21 protein-coding genes are annotated in these 17,319 nt (G+C 57.4%); 7 read left to right on the forward strand and 14 right to left on the reverse strand.

The genetic code is table 11. The features are described from left to right. Window positions 1-12 precede the first annotated feature (12 nt). From MKS11_RS14525 to yfbV, 4 genes are all read right to left on the reverse strand, one after another. Window positions 13-1,845, reverse strand: coding sequence for an SLC13 family permease (locus MKS11_RS14525; protein WP_004201750.1), 1,833 nt, complete (start codon window positions 1,843-1,845; stop codon window positions 13-15). 76 nt (window positions 1,846-1,921) lie between these two features. Then, window positions 1,922-2,581 carry a sugar phosphatase gene (locus MKS11_RS14530; protein WP_004201751.1) on the reverse strand — a complete coding sequence of 220 codons (660 nt, stop codon included), beginning with the start codon at window positions 2,579-2,581 and terminating at the stop codon, window positions 1,922-1,924. An 11-nt stretch (window positions 2,582-2,592) separates the two neighbouring features. Further along, complete coding sequence (locus MKS11_RS14535; RefSeq protein ID WP_004201754.1) at window positions 2,593-3,087, reverse strand: YfbU family protein; 495 nt, start codon at window positions 3,085-3,087, stop codon at window positions 2,593-2,595. Window positions 3,088-3,174: 87 nt separating this feature from the next. Further along, complete coding sequence (gene yfbV, locus MKS11_RS14540) at window positions 3,175-3,630, reverse strand: terminus macrodomain insulation protein YfbV (RefSeq protein WP_002913194.1); 456 nt, start codon at window positions 3,628-3,630, stop codon at window positions 3,175-3,177. 338 nt (window positions 3,631-3,968) lie between these two features. Between yfbV and ackA the strand changes: the two genes are divergently transcribed. Together ackA and pta are read left to right on the forward strand one after the other, a co-directional pair. Next, complete coding sequence (ackA, locus tag MKS11_RS14545; RefSeq protein ID WP_284109608.1) at window positions 3,969-5,171, forward strand: acetate kinase; 1,203 nt, start codon at window positions 3,969-3,971, stop codon at window positions 5,169-5,171. 190 nt (window positions 5,172-5,361) lie between these two features. Next, window positions 5,362-7,509, forward strand: a complete 2,148-nt coding sequence (gene pta, locus MKS11_RS14550) for a phosphate acetyltransferase (RefSeq protein ID WP_004201759.1) — start codon at window positions 5,362-5,364, stop codon at window positions 7,507-7,509. Between the two features lie 88 nt (window positions 7,510-7,597). Here pta and yfcD read toward each other — a convergent pair whose 3' ends face one another. The 3 genes from yfcD to yfcF are packed head-to-tail and all read right to left on the reverse strand — an operon-like array spanning window position 7,598 to window position 9,459. Beyond that, window positions 7,598-8,149 carry an NUDIX hydrolase YfcD gene (yfcD, locus tag MKS11_RS14555; RefSeq protein ID WP_002913197.1) on the reverse strand — a complete coding sequence of 184 codons (552 nt, stop codon included), beginning with the start codon at window positions 8,147-8,149 and terminating at the stop codon, window positions 7,598-7,600. Window positions 8,150-8,206: 57 nt separating this feature from the next. Beyond that, the gene (yfcE, locus tag MKS11_RS14560; RefSeq protein WP_087771673.1) at window positions 8,207-8,758 is read right to left on the reverse strand and encodes a phosphodiesterase; all 552 of its coding nucleotides are present in this window, start codon (window positions 8,756-8,758) and stop codon (window positions 8,207-8,209) included. Window positions 8,759-8,814: 56 nt separating this feature from the next. Further along, the gene (yfcF, locus tag MKS11_RS14565) at window positions 8,815-9,459 is read right to left on the reverse strand and encodes a glutathione transferase (RefSeq protein WP_004201762.1); all 645 of its coding nucleotides are present in this window, start codon (window positions 9,457-9,459) and stop codon (window positions 8,815-8,817) included. Window positions 9,460-9,628: 169 nt separating this feature from the next. On the opposite strand from yfcF, the gene yfcG reads away from it, so the two are divergent. From yfcG to MKS11_RS14580, 3 genes are all read left to right on the forward strand, one after another. Then, on the forward strand, window positions 9,629-10,258 hold the full coding sequence (gene yfcG, locus MKS11_RS14570; RefSeq protein ID WP_004201763.1) for a GSH-dependent disulfide bond oxidoreductase: 630 nt from the start codon (window positions 9,629-9,631) through the stop codon (window positions 10,256-10,258). Window positions 10,259-10,323: 65 nt separating this feature from the next. Further along, window positions 10,324-10,686: a dihydroneopterin triphosphate 2'-epimerase gene (gene folX / locus MKS11_RS14575; protein ID WP_002913200.1), complete on the forward strand. Its 363-nt coding sequence runs from the start codon at window positions 10,324-10,326 to the stop codon at window positions 10,684-10,686. A gap of 18 nt (window positions 10,687-10,704) precedes the next feature. Further along, complete coding sequence (locus MKS11_RS14580; protein WP_004201764.1) at window positions 10,705-11,598, forward strand: TIGR01777 family oxidoreductase; 894 nt, start codon at window positions 10,705-10,707, stop codon at window positions 11,596-11,598. Here MKS11_RS14580 and MKS11_RS14585 read toward each other — a convergent pair. Further along, complete coding sequence (locus MKS11_RS14585; RefSeq protein WP_032425776.1) at window positions 11,578-11,694, reverse strand: hypothetical protein; 117 nt, start codon at window positions 11,692-11,694, stop codon at window positions 11,578-11,580. The genes MKS11_RS14580 and MKS11_RS14585 overlap by 21 nt on opposite strands. A gap of 119 nt (window positions 11,695-11,813) precedes the next feature. Here MKS11_RS14585 and MKS11_RS14590 point away from each other — a divergent pair, with 119 nt between their 5' ends. Then, the gene (locus MKS11_RS14590; protein ID WP_017899517.1) at window positions 11,814-12,341 is read left to right on the forward strand and encodes a GNAT family N-acetyltransferase; all 528 of its coding nucleotides are present in this window, start codon (window positions 11,814-11,816) and stop codon (window positions 12,339-12,341) included. 5 nt (window positions 12,342-12,346) lie between these two features. Here the strand turns inward: MKS11_RS14590 and hisP are convergent, their stop codons facing one another. The 5 genes from hisP to argT all read right to left on the reverse strand — a co-directional run bounded on the left by hisP (window position 12,347) and on the right by argT (window position 16,427). After that, complete coding sequence (gene hisP / locus MKS11_RS14595) at window positions 12,347-13,120, reverse strand: histidine ABC transporter ATP-binding protein HisP (RefSeq protein WP_002913206.1); 774 nt, start codon at window positions 13,118-13,120, stop codon at window positions 12,347-12,349. 7 nt (window positions 13,121-13,127) lie between these two features. Continuing rightward, window positions 13,128-13,844, reverse strand: a complete 717-nt coding sequence (gene hisM / locus MKS11_RS14600; RefSeq protein ID WP_002913207.1) for a histidine ABC transporter permease HisM — start codon at window positions 13,842-13,844, stop codon at window positions 13,128-13,130. After that, window positions 13,841-14,527, reverse strand: a complete 687-nt coding sequence (locus tag MKS11_RS14605) for a histidine ABC transporter permease HisQ (RefSeq protein ID WP_004201769.1) — start codon at window positions 14,525-14,527, stop codon at window positions 13,841-13,843. The genes hisM and MKS11_RS14605 overlap by 4 nt, the downstream gene beginning before the upstream one ends. Before the next feature lie 66 nt (window positions 14,528-14,593). Further along, the gene (hisJ, locus tag MKS11_RS14610; protein ID WP_002913209.1) at window positions 14,594-15,376 is read right to left on the reverse strand and encodes a histidine ABC transporter substrate-binding protein HisJ; all 783 of its coding nucleotides are present in this window, start codon (window positions 15,374-15,376) and stop codon (window positions 14,594-14,596) included. Window positions 15,377-15,644: 268 nt separating this feature from the next. Next, the gene (gene argT, locus MKS11_RS14615; RefSeq protein WP_004180753.1) at window positions 15,645-16,427 is read right to left on the reverse strand and encodes a lysine/arginine/ornithine ABC transporter substrate-binding protein ArgT; all 783 of its coding nucleotides are present in this window, start codon (window positions 16,425-16,427) and stop codon (window positions 15,645-15,647) included. A 40-nt stretch (window positions 16,428-16,467) separates the two neighbouring features. Between argT and MKS11_RS14620 the strand changes: the two genes are divergently transcribed. Continuing rightward, window positions 16,468-16,629, forward strand: coding sequence for a hypothetical protein (locus MKS11_RS14620; protein ID WP_004140952.1), 162 nt, complete (start codon window positions 16,468-16,470; stop codon window positions 16,627-16,629). Between the two features lie 65 nt (window positions 16,630-16,694). Here MKS11_RS14620 and MKS11_RS14625 read toward each other — a convergent pair whose 3' ends face one another. After that, window positions 16,695-17,279 (reverse strand): UbiX family flavin prenyltransferase, encoded by a 585-nt coding sequence (locus MKS11_RS14625; protein ID WP_259595846.1) that lies wholly within the window; start codon window positions 17,277-17,279, stop codon window positions 16,695-16,697. Window positions 17,280-17,319: the final 40 nt, after the last annotated feature.

Here is a 17,319-nt window from a genome sequence, read left to right on the forward strand (position 1 = left end):
GGCCTGCATCTCTTAAAACGGGAAGAGCACCGGGATCAGCAGAACGCAGACCACCATCACCAGCACGGTAAAGGGCACGCCGATTTTGACAAAATCGCTAAATGAGTACTTACCCGGGCCAAGCACCAGAGTATTAACCGGCGAAGAGACCGGGGTCATAAACGCCGCCGAAGCCGCCATCGCCACCACCATGGCAAAGGGATACGGCGACACACCCATCGACTTCGCCGCCGCCAGGGCAATAGGCGCCATCAGCACCGCGGTGGCCGTGTTAGAGATAAACAGGCCTATCGCCGCGCACATCACAAACAGGCAGCCGAGCATCAGATAAGGCCCCTCGCCTCCGGCGACGTCCATTAGTCCCTTAACCACCAGATCCACCCCACCGGTTTTCTGCAACGCCAGGGCGAACGGCATCATCCCGACAATCAGAATGATGCTCGGCCAGTGGATCGCCTTGTAGGCGCTTTCGGCGTTGATACAGCGGAATTTGCCCATCAGCAGACAGGCGATGATCGCGGCGATGGGGTTGGGGATTTCATCCGTCAGCATCAGGGCCACCATCAGGACCAGACAGAAAATCGCGTGCGGAGCCTGGCTGTGGGCCGGCGAAGCGTCATCGACCTCAACCGGCATATTGAGCACCACGAAATCCCGGCCGCGCTTCGCCAGCAGGGCAATTTGCCGCCAGTTGCCGACCACCAGCAGAATATCGCCGAGCTGCAGCGGCTCATCGACCACGGAACCATCCATCGCCTTGCCATCGCGCTTCATGCCGACGATATTGAGACCAAACCGGGTGCGGAAGGCTATCTCACGCACCGTTTTGCCTATCATCTCTGAATCCGGGATCAGCGCCACCTCCGCCATCCCCACATCCAGCGCCTGATCGGCAAAATACTCCCCGCGCAGCACCATCGGCTCGAGCATTTGCTCGCCGCAGAACTGGCGCAAGTCGACATCGGAGGCAGACATATCGATCAGCAGGACGTCGCGGGCGCGAAATTCCGAGACCCCATTAACGTTAACAATCACCCGACGGAACCGCCGCCAGCGCTCAACGCCGATGACGTTGGCACAGTAGCGCTCACGCAGCTTTAAATCATCCAGCCGCTGACCGATCATCGGCGAACCGGGTCGGATCGCCAGCCGGCGGGCGCGGCCGGTGAGGTGATATTCGCGGATCAAATCGCGAAAGGTACTTCTTTTTCGCCCATCGCGCGCGGAATCGCCATTATCCGTCTTCAGCATAAAGCGCACCGCCAGCATATAGACGATGCCCAGGATCAGCACCACCAGGCCAATCGGCGTGACGCTGAAAAAACTGAAGCCGTGCAGTCCTTCGCGCAGCAGTTCACTGTTGACCACCAGGTTGGGCGGCGTCGCCACCAGGGTCATCATCCCGCTGATAAGCCCGGCGAAGCTCAGCGGCATCATCAGCCGCGAGGGTGAGGTATTCATCCGCGCCGAGACGCTAAGGACCACCGGAATGAAAATGGCGACCACGCCGGTGGAGCTCATAAACGCGCCCAACCCGGCGACGGTGAGCATCAGGTAGATCAGCATTTTGGTTTCGCTGTTGCCTGCCACGCTAACCAGCCAGGCGCCCATCTTGGTGGCCACCCCGGTACGCACCAGGCCGTCGCCGATAATAAACAGGGCGGCAATCAGGATCACGTTAGGATCGCTGAACCCGGAAAAAGCTTCAGTCAGCGTCAGCGTGCCGCTGAGGACAAAGGCGACAATGACCATCAGGGCGATAGCATCCATGCGCACCTTACCGGTAGCAAACAGCACAACCGCGATGGCCAGGAGGGATAAAACCCAAATCAATTCACCGTTCACAACGTTTCCTTGTCACAAGTGGGAGTCGACATAGTGGCATAAAAAAGCCCCGACGACGCGGGGCGAAATCATGGGTTTACGCTTTAAGACGCACATTTACCACGCCGTCAGTCTGGCGTTCAACCACCAGATCTTCCAGGCTGCTCAGCACGAGGTCAGCTTCATCCCGACGGGGGGCATCGGCGGGCACGTTGACCGCGATAGTGCGACAGCCGGCCGCCAGTCCGGAGAGGAGCCCCGCCGGCGCATCTTCCACCACCGCGCACTCCCCGGCAGGCAGACCCAGCCGCTCGGCGCCCAGCAGATAGGCGTCCGGCGCCGGCTTGCCATGCTTCACCTGCTCAGCGGTGACAAACACCTCCGGCATCGGCAGGCCCGCCGCGCGGTGACGCGCGTGGGCAACCGGAATCGAGCCGGAGGTGACAATCGCCCACGGGATCCCGGCCTCATTGAGCGTATTCAGCAGGGCTAACGCCCCCGGTAGAGCGACGATGCCTTCGATATCAGTGGCTTCCATCTGCTCGAGATAACGGAATTCGGCCTGGATATCCTCCTCGCTGCGACCCGGCATAAAATGGCGAATGGAGGTAATGGCCTGCTTGCCGTGAATAAAACTGAGAATTTCATCATGGTCAATGGCGAAACGATCCCCCCATTTGCACCATGAACGCTCCACCACCGGCAAGGAATCCACCAGCGTCCCGTCTAAATCGAACAGGAAACCTTTACACTGCACGGGCACCTCCCTCAGGCATTGATGATTTGGTTAATTTCGTTACTGCTCAGATGATACTGGCGTGGGCAGGCGTGCCAGACGCTCAGCATCCGCTGATATTTCTCCCACATCGGGGTCTGCGAGTTAAAGCCATGGGTGCCGGCGTCAAAGTGGCTGTAACGGCCTTCAACGTTGACCATAAAGCGCACGTAGCCGAGAAAACGCGCTTCGGTGGCGGCATCAAATCCGAGGAAGGTGACCCGACGCTCGTCGATACCCGCCGCATCTTTCAGGTTGGTCCAGGAGACGTGTAGCGCGTGGTACATCTCCATGATGTCGATAACGGTACGGCAGGTTTCTTCCGTCAGCTGGCCGAACTCGCGGTCCAGTTCACGCATCTGCAGCCCATACCCACGCTCAATGATGGTTTGTAGACGACGGTAGCGCTCCGCATTGTCCGGGTCGAGCATCGTCATCATCTTGTACTGATTGGATAAAATCAGACGCTGCGCATTGGTCATTTCCATGTTGTGACTCCTGTAGCACGGTAGGGCGTGAAATAAAGAAGGCGCATAAATCATGCGCCTTCTTTTATATGCGTTTTCCGTAGTGAATTACAAATCATCAAGGAAAGTTTTATCGAGTTGTTTGAAGGCGCGCTTAAGCGTGTCAGCCAACGCCTGATAATCGGGCTTGCCTTCGACAGGCGCCAGCGCCTGCCCCGCCTCCTGCAGTTTGCCGCGTACTTCGTAGAACCAGTTAAGAATGGAAGGCGGCAGCGGCGTCACTGAACGTTTACCCAACCACCATAACCCCTGCATCGGCAGGCTCAGTGCAAACAGCGCGGTGGCCACGGCGGGCCCCAGCTGGCCGCCCAGCGCTATCTGCCAGCAGAGGGTGAAAATGGCGATCGGCGGCATGATGCGGATGGCGTAGCGGGTGGCACGAATGATGCGGTTTTCAATAAATACCGGCGCGAGGCGCTTGTCGAGAGGCCAGGTCTTCGCGTAGTGCTGCCCGCGGTTGAACAAGCTAAAGAAGCTAACGGGGCGTTTCTCAGGGGTCGACATGGCTTTACCTCAACTTTACATATAAAACTTAAAAAATTCGTGCAAAACACCAACTATGCATGACATCGTTCAAAAGATTTTGGCAAAGGATGCCGCAATCAGGTATCCTGTGCCCGCCTGAAAGGGCGGATAGACTCTTTTGCCAGGCTAGTCAAATTATCGCATATTCTGCCATTGGCTGAAAATTATGCAAAATGGCATAAAATCAAATGTACTTATCTCATCGTGCCTGAAAACAGAACAAGGCATGATGTTAATCATAAATGTCGAGGTCATCCTGCGCTACGCTAATGACACACTGACGTTTTTTTAGCCACGTATCATAAAAAGGTACTTCCATGTCGAGTAAGTTAGTACTGGTTCTGAACTGCGGTAGCTCCTCTCTGAAATTTGCTATCCTTGACGCCGTTAACGGCGACGAATACCTGTCCGGTTTAGCGGAATGCTTCCACCTGCCAGAAGCCCGTATCAAATGGAAAATTGACGGCGGCAAACAAGAAGCCGAATTAGGCGCGGGCGCCGCGCACAGCGAAGCACTGAACTTTATCGTTAACACTATTCTGGCACAAAAACCAGAACTGTCTGCTCAGCTGACCGCAATTGGCCACCGTATCGTCCACGGCGGTGAAAAATACACCAGCTCCGTCGTCATCGACGAGTCCGTGATTCAGGGCATTAAAGACGCGGCGTCCTTCGCACCGCTGCACAATCCGGCACATCTGATCGGCATCGCTGAAGCGCTGAAATCCTTCCCGCACCTGAAAGACAAAAACGTGGCAGTATTCGATACGGCGTTCCACCAGACCATGCCGGAAGAATCCTATCTCTACGCCCTGCCGTACAGCCTGTACAAAGAGCACGGCGTTCGTCGTTACGGCGCACACGGCACCAGCCACTTCTACGTGACTCAGGAAGCCGCTAAGATCCTGAACAAGCCGGTTGAAGAGCTGAACATCATCACCTGCCACCTTGGCAACGGTGGTTCGGTTTCCGCTATTCGTAACGGCAAATGCGTTGACACCTCCATGGGTCTGACCCCGCTGGAAGGCCTGGTGATGGGTACCCGCTCCGGCGATATCGATCCGGCAATCATCTTCCATCTGCACGACACCCTGGGCATGAGCGTTGACGCCATCAACAAAATGCTGACCAAAGAGTCCGGCCTGCTGGGCCTGACCGAAGTCACCAGCGACTGCCGCTACGTAGAAGACAACTACCAGGAAAAAGCCGACGCTAAACGCGCGATGGACGTCTACTGCCACCGCCTGGCGAAATACATCGGCTCCTACACCGCGCTGATGGACGGCCGTCTCGACGCCGTGGTCTTCACCGGTGGCATTGGTGAAAACGCCGCGATGGTGCGTGAGCTGTCGCTGGGCAAACTGGGCGTACTGGGCTTCGAAGTTGACCATGAGCGTAACCTGGCTGCCCGCTTCGGCAAGTCTGGCTTCATCAACAAAGAAGGCACCCGTCCTGCCGTGGTTATCCCGACCAACGAAGAGCTGGCCATCGCGCAAGACGCCAGCCGTCTGACCGCATAATTCCACACCGCCAGCCCTGACCCGCAATACTTCGCGCTGCAGGAAGGCGGCGACACAGCAGATCCCCGGCGCATACGCGACCGGGGTGAGCAAGTAGAGCCAACGCACGTGCAACGTGGAGTATGACGGGTCGCTGGTGGTGCTGTTTTGTATCCCGCCTGATACTGGCGGTAACGAAAGAGGATATACCGTGTCCCGTACTATCATGTTAATTCCTACCGGTACCAGCGTAGGTCTGACCAGCGTCAGCCTCGGTGTGATCCGCGCTATGGAACGCAAAGGCGTTCGTCTGAGCGTCTTTAAACCTATCGCCCAGCCGCGCTCCGGCGGCGATGCCCCGGACCAGACCACCACCATCGTTCGCGCCAGCTCCTCCACCACCACCGCTGCTGAACCGCTGAAGATGAACCACGTTGAATCTCTGCTCTCCAGCAATCAGAAAGATGTGCTGATGGAAGAGATCATCGCCAACTATCACGCGAACACCCAGGACGCGGAAGTGGTGCTGGTGGAAGGCCTGGTGCCGACCCGTAAGCATCAGTTCGCCCAGGCGCTGAACTTTGAAATCGCCAAAACCCTGAACGCGGAAATCGTCTTCGTCATGTCGCAAGGCACCGATACGCCAGAACAGCTGAACGAGCGTATTGAACTGACCCGCAACAGCTTTGGCGGCGCGAAAAACACCAGCATCACCGGCGTTATCATCAACAAACTGAACGCGCCGGTCGACGAGCAGGGCCGTACCCGTCCTGACCTGTCGGAAATTTTCGACGACTCATCCAAAGCGAAAGTCGTGAAGATCGACCCGGCTCAGCTGCAAAAAGGCAGCGCGCTGCCGGTGCTGGGCGCCGTACCGTGGAGCTTCGATCTGATCGCCACCCGCGCGATCGACATGGCCCATCACCTGAATGCGACCATCATCAACGAAGGCGATATCAACACCCGCCGCGTGAAATCCGTGACCTTCTGCGCGCGCAGCATCCCGCACATGCTGGAGCACTTCCGCGCAGGTTCGCTGCTGGTTACTTCCGCAGATCGTCCTGACGTGCTGGTTGCCGCCTGCCTGGCAGCGATGAACGGCGTGGAAATCGGCGCCATCCTGCTGACCGGCGGCTATGAAATGGACGCGCGCATCAGCAAGCTGTGCGAACGTGCCTTCGCCACCGGCCTGCCGGTGTTTATGGTCAACACCAACACCTGGCAGACCTCCCTGAGCCTGCAGAGCTTCAACCTCGAAGTACCGGTTGACGATCACGAGCGCATTGAGAAAGTTCAGGAATACGTTGCCAACTACATCAACGCCGACTGGATCGAATCGCTGACCGCGACCTCCGAGCGCAGCCGTCGTCTCTCTCCGCCAGCCTTCCGCTACCAGCTGACCGAGCTGGCGCGCAAAGCCGGCAAACGCGTTGTTCTGCCGGAAGGCGACGAGCCGCGTACCGTGAAAGCCGCAGCCATCTGCGCCGAACGCGGGATCGCCACCTGTGTGCTGCTGGGCAACCCGGATGAGATTAACCGCGTTGCAGCAGCGCAGGGCGTTGAGCTGGGCGCCGGTATCGAAATCGTCGACCCGGAAGTGGTGCGCGAAAGCTACGTGGCTCGCCTGGTCGAACTGCGTAAGAACAAGGGCATGACCGAAGCCGTCGCCCGCGAGCAGCTGGAAGATAACGTGGTTCTCGGCACCCTGATGCTGGAACAAGACGAAGTCGATGGCCTGGTGTCCGGCGCGGTACACACCACCGCCAACACCATTCGTCCGCCGCTGCAGCTGATCAAAACCGCACCGGGCAGCTCGCTGGTCTCTTCCGTGTTCTTCATGCTGCTGCCGGAACAAGTTTATGTTTACGGCGACTGCGCGATCAACCCGGATCCGACCGCAGAGCAGCTGGCGGAAATCGCGATTCAGTCCGCTGACTCCGCGATTGCCTTCGGCATCGAACCGCGCGTGGCGATGCTCTCCTACTCCACCGGTACTTCCGGCGCGGGTAGCGATGTAGAAAAAGTCCGCGAAGCGACCCGTCTGGCGCAGGAAAAACGTCCTGACCTGATGATCGACGGCCCGCTGCAGTATGACGCCGCGGTGATGGCTGACGTCGCGAAATCCAAAGCGCCGAACTCGCCGGTAGCTGGCCGCGCGACCGTGTTCATCTTCCCGGATCTGAACACCGGTAACACCACTTACAAAGCGGTACAGCGCTCTGCCGACCTGATCTCCATCGGGCCGATGCTGCAGGGTATGCGCAAGCCGGTCAACGATCTGTCTCGTGGCGCGCTGGTTGACGATATCGTCTACACCATCGCACTGACCGCGATCCAGTCAGCTCAGCAGCAGAAGTAATCGCCCGCTGAGAGAAAGCAAAAGGCAGCCAGATGGCTGCCTTTTTTGTCAGGAGGCGAACAGCAGTTGCTGCCACGCGTTAGCGCGTTTATTCGCGCTCGCTCTCTTCCGCGTCATCATACTCGTTGCCGGCGTTACGGGTCATCCACAGCGCCAGCGCTTTCAGCGAGTCGGGCGTGAACTCATCGCAGCGGGCGGTGATCTCTTCCGGCGTTAACCAGCACACCTCGCTCACCTCCTCTTCCTGCAGGGCAAACGGCCCGTGGGAGACGCAGCTGAACAGGCTTCCCCAGACGCGGCAGAATTTATCTTCGTAGTAGAACTGGCCGTGATCGGCAAACGGCACCCCGGCGATGCCTAACTCCTCTTCCGCCTCCCGACGGGCCGACTCCAGCAACTGCTCATCAGCCTGCACGACGCCGCCGGCGGTGGCATCCAGCATGCCCGGATGAAAGTCTTTTGTCTCGGTGCGTCGCTGCACCAGAATTTTCCCCATTCCGTCGTGAACGACGATATAGGTCGCCCGGTGGCGCAGGCACTGCGCGCGCATCTGCTCGCGGCTGGACTGTGCTATCACCTCATTGTTTTCATTAACAATATCGACCCATTCTGTGCTTGCCAAATGATTCTGTTCCGCCATCAGGAAACCTTACTTTAAAAGCGCTCTTGCGGCGCGTCTTTATGATTGAGGGCTAAATTACGGGTAAATTGCGACCTCTGCAATAACCTGATTATCATTGAGTGCTAAAACCTGCAGACGCCCCTCATCCAGTAGCCCATAGCTGGCGGAATATCCCCCTTTTGGGATACTCACTGAGCCTGGATTAAACAGAGAGAACGCCCCGCGTTTTTCAGCAACCGGAATATGAGTATGGCCATACGTCAGGACATCGCCAGCGGCAAGTGGCGGCAAATTGTCCGGGCTATAAAGATGACCGTGGGTCAGAAACAGGCGGTAGCCTTCGCCAAGCACCTGCTGCCAGGGCGCGGTCATGGGAAAACGAAGCAGCATTTGATCCACTTCGCTGTCGCAGTTACCGCGAACCGCAATGATGCGCTCCGCCACGCTGTTCAGCCGCTCGACCACCTCCGCCGGAGCATAGCCTTCCGGCAGCGCGTTGCGTGGCCCGTGATTAAGCACATCGCCGAGGATGATCAGCCAACTGGCGCTACTTTGCGCGAACCGCTCAAGCACGCGTTCCGTCGCAGGTAGCGAACCATGAATATCGGAGGCAAACATCAGCTTCATAGGTTCCATCTCCACTGGTTACGATGCCTCTATGATAGCGGAAGCGCGGCGGGTTATCAGCCTCCGCGTTTGGCGGAAAGCGCCGCGTAACGCTGGATTGAGGCCCGCTGCCACTGGAAAGTCGCATAATCCGCCAGCGCCTCCGGCACCTCATCACCATTGAGAACCAGACGATTGAGCATCAGCGCCAGGTCGGCATCGGCAATAGACCATTCGCCGAATAAATTTTGCCCGCCGTGGGCCAGCAGCGTGGTAGCGGTGGCAAACAGTTTTTCCGCCGACCGCTTGCCTGCCTCGCTGAGCGCCGGCATTTTCACCCCGCCAAACACCACGGCGGTGGATCGCTCTTCACGAATGGGCACCAGATCGCTGCGTAGCCAGGCCTGGATCTGCCGGGCGCGGGCCCGCTTTTGCAGATCGTGTGGATAAAGGCGCTCCCACTCAGGCGGCGCGAAACGCTCATCCAGATATTCGGTAATCGCCGAAGACTCGCTCAGCGCGAAATCGTCAACCTCCAGCAGCGGTACGCGACGGGTGGCGGTATAGCCCGTCCAGCCGGCCTGCAGATGTTCGCCGCTGCCCAGGTCGATGGTTTTAAGGCTAAAAGGCAGGCTCTTTTCCTGCAGCGCGACATAAACAGACATCACGTACGGTGAGAAAAAATCGGCATCGGACCACAGGGTAATCACAGGCTGGCTCATAACTTCCTCAGGGTTGGTAGACAGGGCAATAAACCAACATAGCCTGTCTTACCAGCGATGTCACTGCTCGTCCGCTGCGTGGCTGGCGCCCCGCTCGCGGATTTTTTCCCGGGTCGCGCAGCTTCACCTATACTCGATCAGTTTGCGACCCACGACGGCGGGAAATATTATGATCGATCTCTACTATGCACCCACCCCAAACGGCCACAAAATCACCCTGTTTCTCGAAGAGGCGCAGCTGGCCTATCGGCTAATTCGGGTCGATATTGGCAAAGGGGAGCAGTTTCATCCGCAGTTTCTGGCGATTTCGCCGAATAACAAAATTCCAGCTATCGTCGACCACATGCCTGCCGACGGCGGCGCGCCGTTGAGCGTCTTCGAGTCCGGCGCCATCCTGCTCTATCTGGCGGAAAAAAGCGGCAAGCTGCTGAGCGGGGAGCTGCGGGCGCGCTATACCACCCTGCAGTGGTTGTTCTGGCAGGTCGGCGGCCTGGGGCCGATGCTGGGGCAAAATCAGCATTTTTCCCACTCAGCGCCGCAAACCGTGCCCTACGCGATTGAGCGTTTTCAGGTGGAAACCCAGCGACTCTATGGGGTACTGAATCATCGCCTGGGATCCAGCCCGTGGCTGGGCGGGGACCACTACAGCATCGCCGACATCGCCGCCTGGCCCTGGGTGAACTGCCATGTCCGCCAGCGGATCGATCTGGCGAACTATCCGGCGGTGCATAACTGGTATGAGCGCATTAAGCAGCGGCCGGCGACGGTGGAAGCGATGCTAAAAATTCAGCCTTATTAACCCCCTGCTCGCCCGTCGCGCTTTGTTGTATGATTGCAGGACTTAAACCACGGAGGAAGCCTGCAATGTCTCAACCAGACGCCATTATTCGTATTAAGAACCTGCGCCTGCGTACTTTTATTGGTATTAAAGAGGAAGAGATCGCCAACCGCCAGGATGTGGTAGTGAATGTGGCCATTCACTACCCTGCCGATAAAGCGCGCGACAGCGAGGACATTAATGATGCGTTGAACTACCGCACCATTACCAAACGCATCATTAGCCATCTTGAGAATGGTCGTTTCTCGCTGCTGGAAAAATTAACTCAGGATGTGCTGAATATCGCATGCGAACATCACTGGGTCACATATGCTGAAGTGGAGATCGATAAACTTCACGCGCTGCGCTATGCCGACTCGGTATCCATGACCATGAGCTGGCGGCGCTAACCATGTCAGGGAGGTGGTATGAAGATCCTGCTTACTGGTGGTACCGGCCTGATTGGCCGACATCTGATACCCAGACTGCTGGAGCTTGGGCATAGCGTCACGGTCTCCACCCGACATCCGGATACCGCCCGCGCCCGTCTCGATCCGCGCGTCACGCTGTGGCGCGATTTCGAGGGCCATCACCACCTCAATGACATCGATGCCGTCATCAATCTGGCGGGCGAGCCCATCGCCGATAAACGCTGGACCGCCGAGCAGAAACAGCGCTTATGCCATAGTCGCTGGGATCTCACTCAGCGGCTGGTGGGCTTGTTCCACGCCAGCGATACTCCTCCCTCCGTGCTGATCAGCGGGTCAGCCACCGGCTATTACGGCGACCTCGGCGAAGTGGTGGTGACTGAAGAAGAGCCGCCGCACAATGAGTTTACCCATAAGCTCTGCGCCCGCTGGGAGCAAATTGCCTGCGAAGCGCAAAGCGAGCGCACCCGCGTCTGTCTGCTGCGCACCGGTGTGGTACTGGCGCCGCGGGGCGGTATTCTTGGCAAAATGACCCCGGCCTTTAAGCTCGGCCTCGGTGGGCCTATCGGCAGCGGCAGACAGTACCTGGCCTGGATCCATATCGACGATATGGTTAACGGCATTCTGTGGCTGCTGGATAACGATCTGCGCGGCCCATTCAATATGGTTTCGCCCTATCCCGTGCATAACGAGCAGTTCGCCCACGCGCTGGGGCATGCGCTCAATCGACCGGCGATTTTCCGCGTTCCCGCCGCCGCCATCCGCCTGCTGATGGGCGAATCCGCTGTGCTGGTGCTCGGCGGCCAGCGCGCGCTGCCTAAGCGACTGGAAGCCGCCGGCTTCGCCTTCCGCTGGTACGATCTCGACGAAGCGCTAAAGGATGTGCTGAGTTAATGGCTGACACAGGGGAGCATTGGCTCCCCTGATTCCATTCTGCTGGCTCATGCTCCACGCCTGGATGGCCTCAGCCTGGCGCTGCAGCATCGCCATATCCCGGACAGCCAGCGCCCTGAAGCGCCTGAGTTCATCGCCAGCCGGCCGGTTCGCCGGTGTTACCTGGCGAAGCAAAGTGCTAAGGTAGGCCTTTCCTTCTTCGAATTGACTGCTTTATGACGACCATCACCACGCCTCGCCTTTCGCTTACCCGCTTTGTTACCGATGACTGGCCCTTTTTTCTGCGCCTGCGCCAGGATCCGCAGGTGATGCGTTTTATGGGCGAAGTGTTAAGCGAGGAGGCGTTGCGCAGCGTGTTCGCCAGTCGCTGCGCCGATCCCGGCGTGTATGTTCTGCGTAATAAGCGCGGCGATGCGCTGGGCGATATTGGGCTTCGCATCAGCCCTAAAAATCCGCACGAGGCCGACGTCGGCTATGCGCTGCTGCCCGAGGCTCAGGGAAAAGGCTATGCCAGCGAAGCGCTGCGGGCGATCTGCGATTATGGTTTCAGCACGCTGGGGGTACAGGCCATCAATGCCTGGGTGTTGGGAGAGAATCGTGGATCATCGCGCCTGCTGGAGAAGCAAGGCTTTGTGCGCACGCAGGTGCTGGAGAAAGCCTATCATCTGAACGGCGTCGATTACGATGACTGGATTTACCGGCTGGAGCGTGAATCCCACCCGGCGCCCGCAGACGCCGGGTAAGCCGTTTATTTCAGCGAACCTTTCAGAAACTGCTGCAGGCGCGGGCTTTTCGGCGCGCCGAACAGCGCGTCCGGATGCCCTTCCTCTTCGATTTTTCCCTGATGCAGGAAAATGACATGCGAAGAGACGTGGCGGGCAAAGCCCATTTCGTGGGTCACCACCACCATGGTTTTCCCCTCTTCCGCCAACTGCTGCATGATGCGTAACACTTCGCCCACCAGCTCCGGATCCAGCGCGGAGGTCGGCTCATCGAACAGCAGCACTTCCGGCTCCATCGCCAGCGCGCGGGCAATAGAGACACGCTGCTGCTGGCCGCCGGAAAGATGCACCGGGTATTTCGCCTGCTGACGTTCGTCTATCCCGACCTTGGCCAGGTATTTTACCGCCCGTTCGCGCGCTTCCTGTTTGCTTAAGCCCAGCACCTGAATCGGCGCCTCCATGACGTTCTCCAGCACCGTCATATGGCTCCACAGATTGAAATGCTGAAACACCATGGTCAACCGGGTGCGCAGCAGGCGCAGCTGGTTCTTGTCGGCCACCTTCAGCTGACCGTCTTTATCCCGTACCAGGCCAATATTCTGGCCGCTGACGACGATCGTGCCTTCGCTCGGTTTTTCAAGGAAGTTAATACAGCGTAGAAAGGTACTTTTCCCGGAACCCGATGAACCGATGATACTGATAACGTCCCCGGCTTTCGCCTGCAGCGAGACGCCCTTCAGCACCTCGTGTTCCCCATAGCGTTTATGCAGATCGATAACGTTTAATTTATTGTCGGACATGGCGTTCTCAATGCGTCGAAGAAGGTTTGATATGCTGCAACCAACGCTTTTCCGCTTTGCGGAACAAGCTAATCAGCACATACGAGATAATTAAATAGAGCACCGCGGCGATGCCAAAGGCGGTGAACGGCTGATAGGTGGCCGAGTTGATATCGCGGGCGATTTTCAGCAGATCCGGCACCGTAGCGGTAAACGCCAGCGCCGTCGAGTGCAGCATCAGGATCACTTCGTTACTGTAGGCCGGCAGCGCAATCCGCAGCGCGGAAGGCAGGATGATGCAGCGGTACAGTTTGACCGAAGAGAAGCCGTAGGCCCGCGCCGCTTCAATTTCGCCCGCCGGTACCGAGCGGATCGCGCCGGCGAAAATTTCGGTGGTATAAGCGCAGGTGTTCAGGGTCAGCGCCAGCACCGTACAGTTTAGCCCGCTGCGGAAAAAGGCGTTCAGCAGTTCAGTGCCTTTGACGATTTCCAGGGTGTACATACCGGAGTAAAAGACCAACAGCTGCACATACAGCGGCGTGCCGCGAAATATGTAAGTAAACAGCCAGATGGGAAACTGGATGAACTTATTGCTCGAAACGCGGCCGATTGCCAGAAAGACCGCCAGGATGCCCCCCATGACCACCGAAGAGATCAGCAACCATAAGGTAATCGCCACGCCGGTAAAGCGATAGCCGTCGGTCCACAGCAGGGATTTCCAGTATTCCTGAATAATTTCAATCACAGGTCAGCCCTCTTGACGCCAACGGTATAGCGGCGTTCGAGCAGCAGCAGTACGCCATTAGAAAGGGTGGTAAATACCAGATAAATCAGGCCGCAGACGATGGCGAAGTAGAACGGCTGCCAGGTGCTTTTGCCCGCCAGCTGCGTGGCTTTGACCACATCCTCCAGCCCCAACAGCGAGACCAGCGCCGTCGCCTTGAGGATAACCTGCCAGTTGTTGCCGATCCCCGGCAGCGCGTAGCGCATCATCGCCGGGAACAGGATGCGCCGGAACGTCTGCCCGCCGCTGAAGCCAAAGGCGGTGGCCGCTTCGATATGCCCCTTCGGCACCGCCAGGTAGGCGCCGCGGAAGGTTTCCGTAAAATAGGCGCCATAGATAAAGCCAAGGGTAATAATCCCGGCGATCATCGGGTCAATATCAAACTGCGCCATGCCCAGCGCGTCGGTAACGCTGTTAAGCGCAATCTGCAGGCCGTAGAAAATCAACAGCATCAGCACCAGGTCGGGGACGCCGCGGATCAGTGTGGTATAGCCTTCAAATACCAGCGCCAGAGGACGATTGCTCGATAGCTTTGCGCCAGCGCCCGCCAGCCCAATCAGGACGGCGAGAACGACCGAGCTGAGCGCAAGCTCCAGGGTGACAAGCGCACCCTGCAAAATAACCTGTGAAAACCCATACAGCATGCTGCCTACCCTGTCTGTCATCCACCATTGCGCGTGAATCGGACGCGCAATGGTGAGGCGTGAGAATTATTCGCCGTATACGTTAAAATCGAAATATTTTTTCGCCAGCTTGTCGTAGGTGCCGTCCTTACGCATCTCTGCAAACGCTTTATTCAGCGCTTCGCGCAGTTCGTTGTCTTCCTTACGCAGCCCCATACCGGTGCCGACGCCGAACAGCTTTTCGTCCTTAATCGACGGACCGCCAAACTGATAATCTTTACCGATAGGCTGTTTCAGGAACCCTTCGCTGGCCGCGACCTCATCCTGGAAAGCGGCGTCAATACGGCCGGCGGTCAGGTCGGAATAGATATTGTCCTGCCCCTGATAGGAGACAATTTCGATACCTTTCGGCGCCCAGTGCTCATTACCATAAGTTTCCTGCGTCGTACCCTGCAGCACGCCCACGCGCTTACCCTTCAGGGTGGCAAGATCCGGCGTTACCGGGCTGCCCTTTTTCACCACCAGACGCGAATCAGCCGCATACAGTTTGTCGGTGAAAGCGATTTCCTGCTGACGCTTTTCGGTAATCGACAGCGAAGACATAATCGCGTCGATTTTCTTCGCTTTTAAAGAGGGGATCAGCGCATCCAGCGGGTTTTCCACAAAGGTACATTGGGTATTAATACGCTTACACAGCTCTTTTGCCAGATCGATATCAAAACCCACCAATTCCCCCTGCGCATTCTTCGATTCGAAGGGAGCATAAGTCGGATCGGTACCGATACGAATTTTTTGCGGAATAGCGGCAAAGACCGTGGAAACGCTGGAAAGGGCCAGCGCTAAAGAGAGAGACAACGCCAGTTTTTTCATAACTATCCTCGACAGACTGTCATTCTAACGGGTTTATTAGAACTATTAACACCAGTTATCGTGCCATTATTCGCCCCTTGAGGGCAAAGATTTATGCACCAGAAAGGCCATTTTTTTGCATCACAAACGCTTAACTATGCATTTTTTTAGCCACAAAAGCGCCTGCCTTTGCACTAAAATGATCCACAGCGTCTGACGATGCACCTTTTCAGGGCTTTTACACGAGCATGGCGGCAGGCCCACCCGATAGCGCGGGCCTGCGGCAGTCTTAGTCGCCGTAGACGTTAAAATCGAAGTATTTCTTCGCCATTTTGTCGTAAGTGCCGTCTTTGCGCATCTCGCCCAGCGCTTTATCAAACGCGGCTTTCAGCTCGGCGTCGTCCTTACGCAGGCCGATACCGGTGCCGTCGCCAAAGTACTTTTTGTCTTTAACGGACGGGCCGGCAAAGGCGAAATCTTTCCCGGCAGGCTGCTTCAGGAAGCCTTCGCTGGCGGCGACTTCATCCTGCAGCGCCGCATCCAGACGACCAGCGGAGAGGTCGGAATAGATCAGGTCCTGGTTCTGATATGCCACCACGTCAACGCCCTGGCTGCGCCAGCGATCGTTAGCATAGGCTTCCTGCGTGGAGCCCTGCAGCACGCCGACGTGCTTACCTTTCAGCGCCTCCAGCGTCGGCTGGATCGGCGAGCCTTTGGCCGCGATCAGCCGGGAGTCGGCGGCATAAAGCTTGTCAGAGAAGGCGATCTCTTGCTGGCGCTTCTCGGTGATGGAGAGCGAGGAGATGATGGCGTCAATTTTCTTCGCCTTGAGGGAGGGGATCAGGGAGTCAAAATCACTGCCGACCCAGGTACATTTCACCTTAATACGGGAGCACAGTTCATTGCCTAAATCGATATCAAAGCCAACAAAGTCCCCTTTCGCGTCTTTCGACGAAAAGGGCGCATAGGTCGCGTCAGTGCCAATGCGAATGCTCTGCGGCAGAGCAGCAAACACACTGGCCGTGCTGCTCATTCCCACGAGTAAAGAGAGAGCCAGAATCGTCTTCTTCATACAGTACCCTTAAGTGTCGTGATGTGGTGCGTTGCTTGTTATGGTGATTGCCGATCAATCCTGCAGTTTTTGTGCCATCTTCCCGGTGCGTGCCGGGAACAGGGTTAAATTTGTTAAAATAAAGTTGCAGGATTGTCTCAAAAGGGAAGATACCAGCATTACTGGCGAAACCGCAGCGCCTGAGCGCAAAAAGACGAAATAAATGTCGAGGATTTGATCGGGACGACAAATTTGCACCAGCGCAGCGCAAGCGTACATTTCACGCACCTATTTGGTGCAACCCTGTGACCCTTGCCAGCGCGTAAATAAGTCTTGTTCCAGGCTAATGTCGAACTGATCGAGTACCCGGTTGACGGTCTGGTTGATAACATCATCCAGGCTTTGCGGCCGATGGTAGAAGGCCGGCACCGGCGGCATAATCACCGCCCCCAGCTCCGCAGCCTGCACCAGCAGTCGCAGATGGCCAAGATGGAACGGAGTCTCCCGCACGCAGAGCACCAGCGGACGACGCTCCTTCAGCACCACATCCGCCGCCCGCGTCAGCAGACCATCCGTGTAGCTATGGACAATACCCGAGAGCGTTTTCATTGAGCAGGGTAAAATCACCATCCCGGCGGTTTTAAACGAGCCGGAGGAGATACTGGCGGCGATGTCGCGGGCATCATGCACCACATCAGCCAGCGCCTGCACTTCACGCACGGTAAAGTCGGTCTCCATCGCCAGCGTCTGGCGCGCCGCCTGACTGAGGATCAGATGGGTTTCAATATCCGGCACATCCCGCAGCACCTGCAGCATCCGCACGCCATAGATGGCGCCGCTGGCGCCGGAAATGCCAATAATCAGTCGTTTCACGTTCTGTTACCCCTTGCGCGTCGTGCCGCAGACTTTGCCG

Origin of the sequence: Klebsiella sp. K5-45 (assembly GCF_030128605.1) — a bacterium.
In the GTDB taxonomy this organism is placed as follows: Bacteria; Pseudomonadota; Gammaproteobacteria; order Enterobacterales; family Enterobacteriaceae; genus Klebsiella; species Klebsiella quasipneumoniae.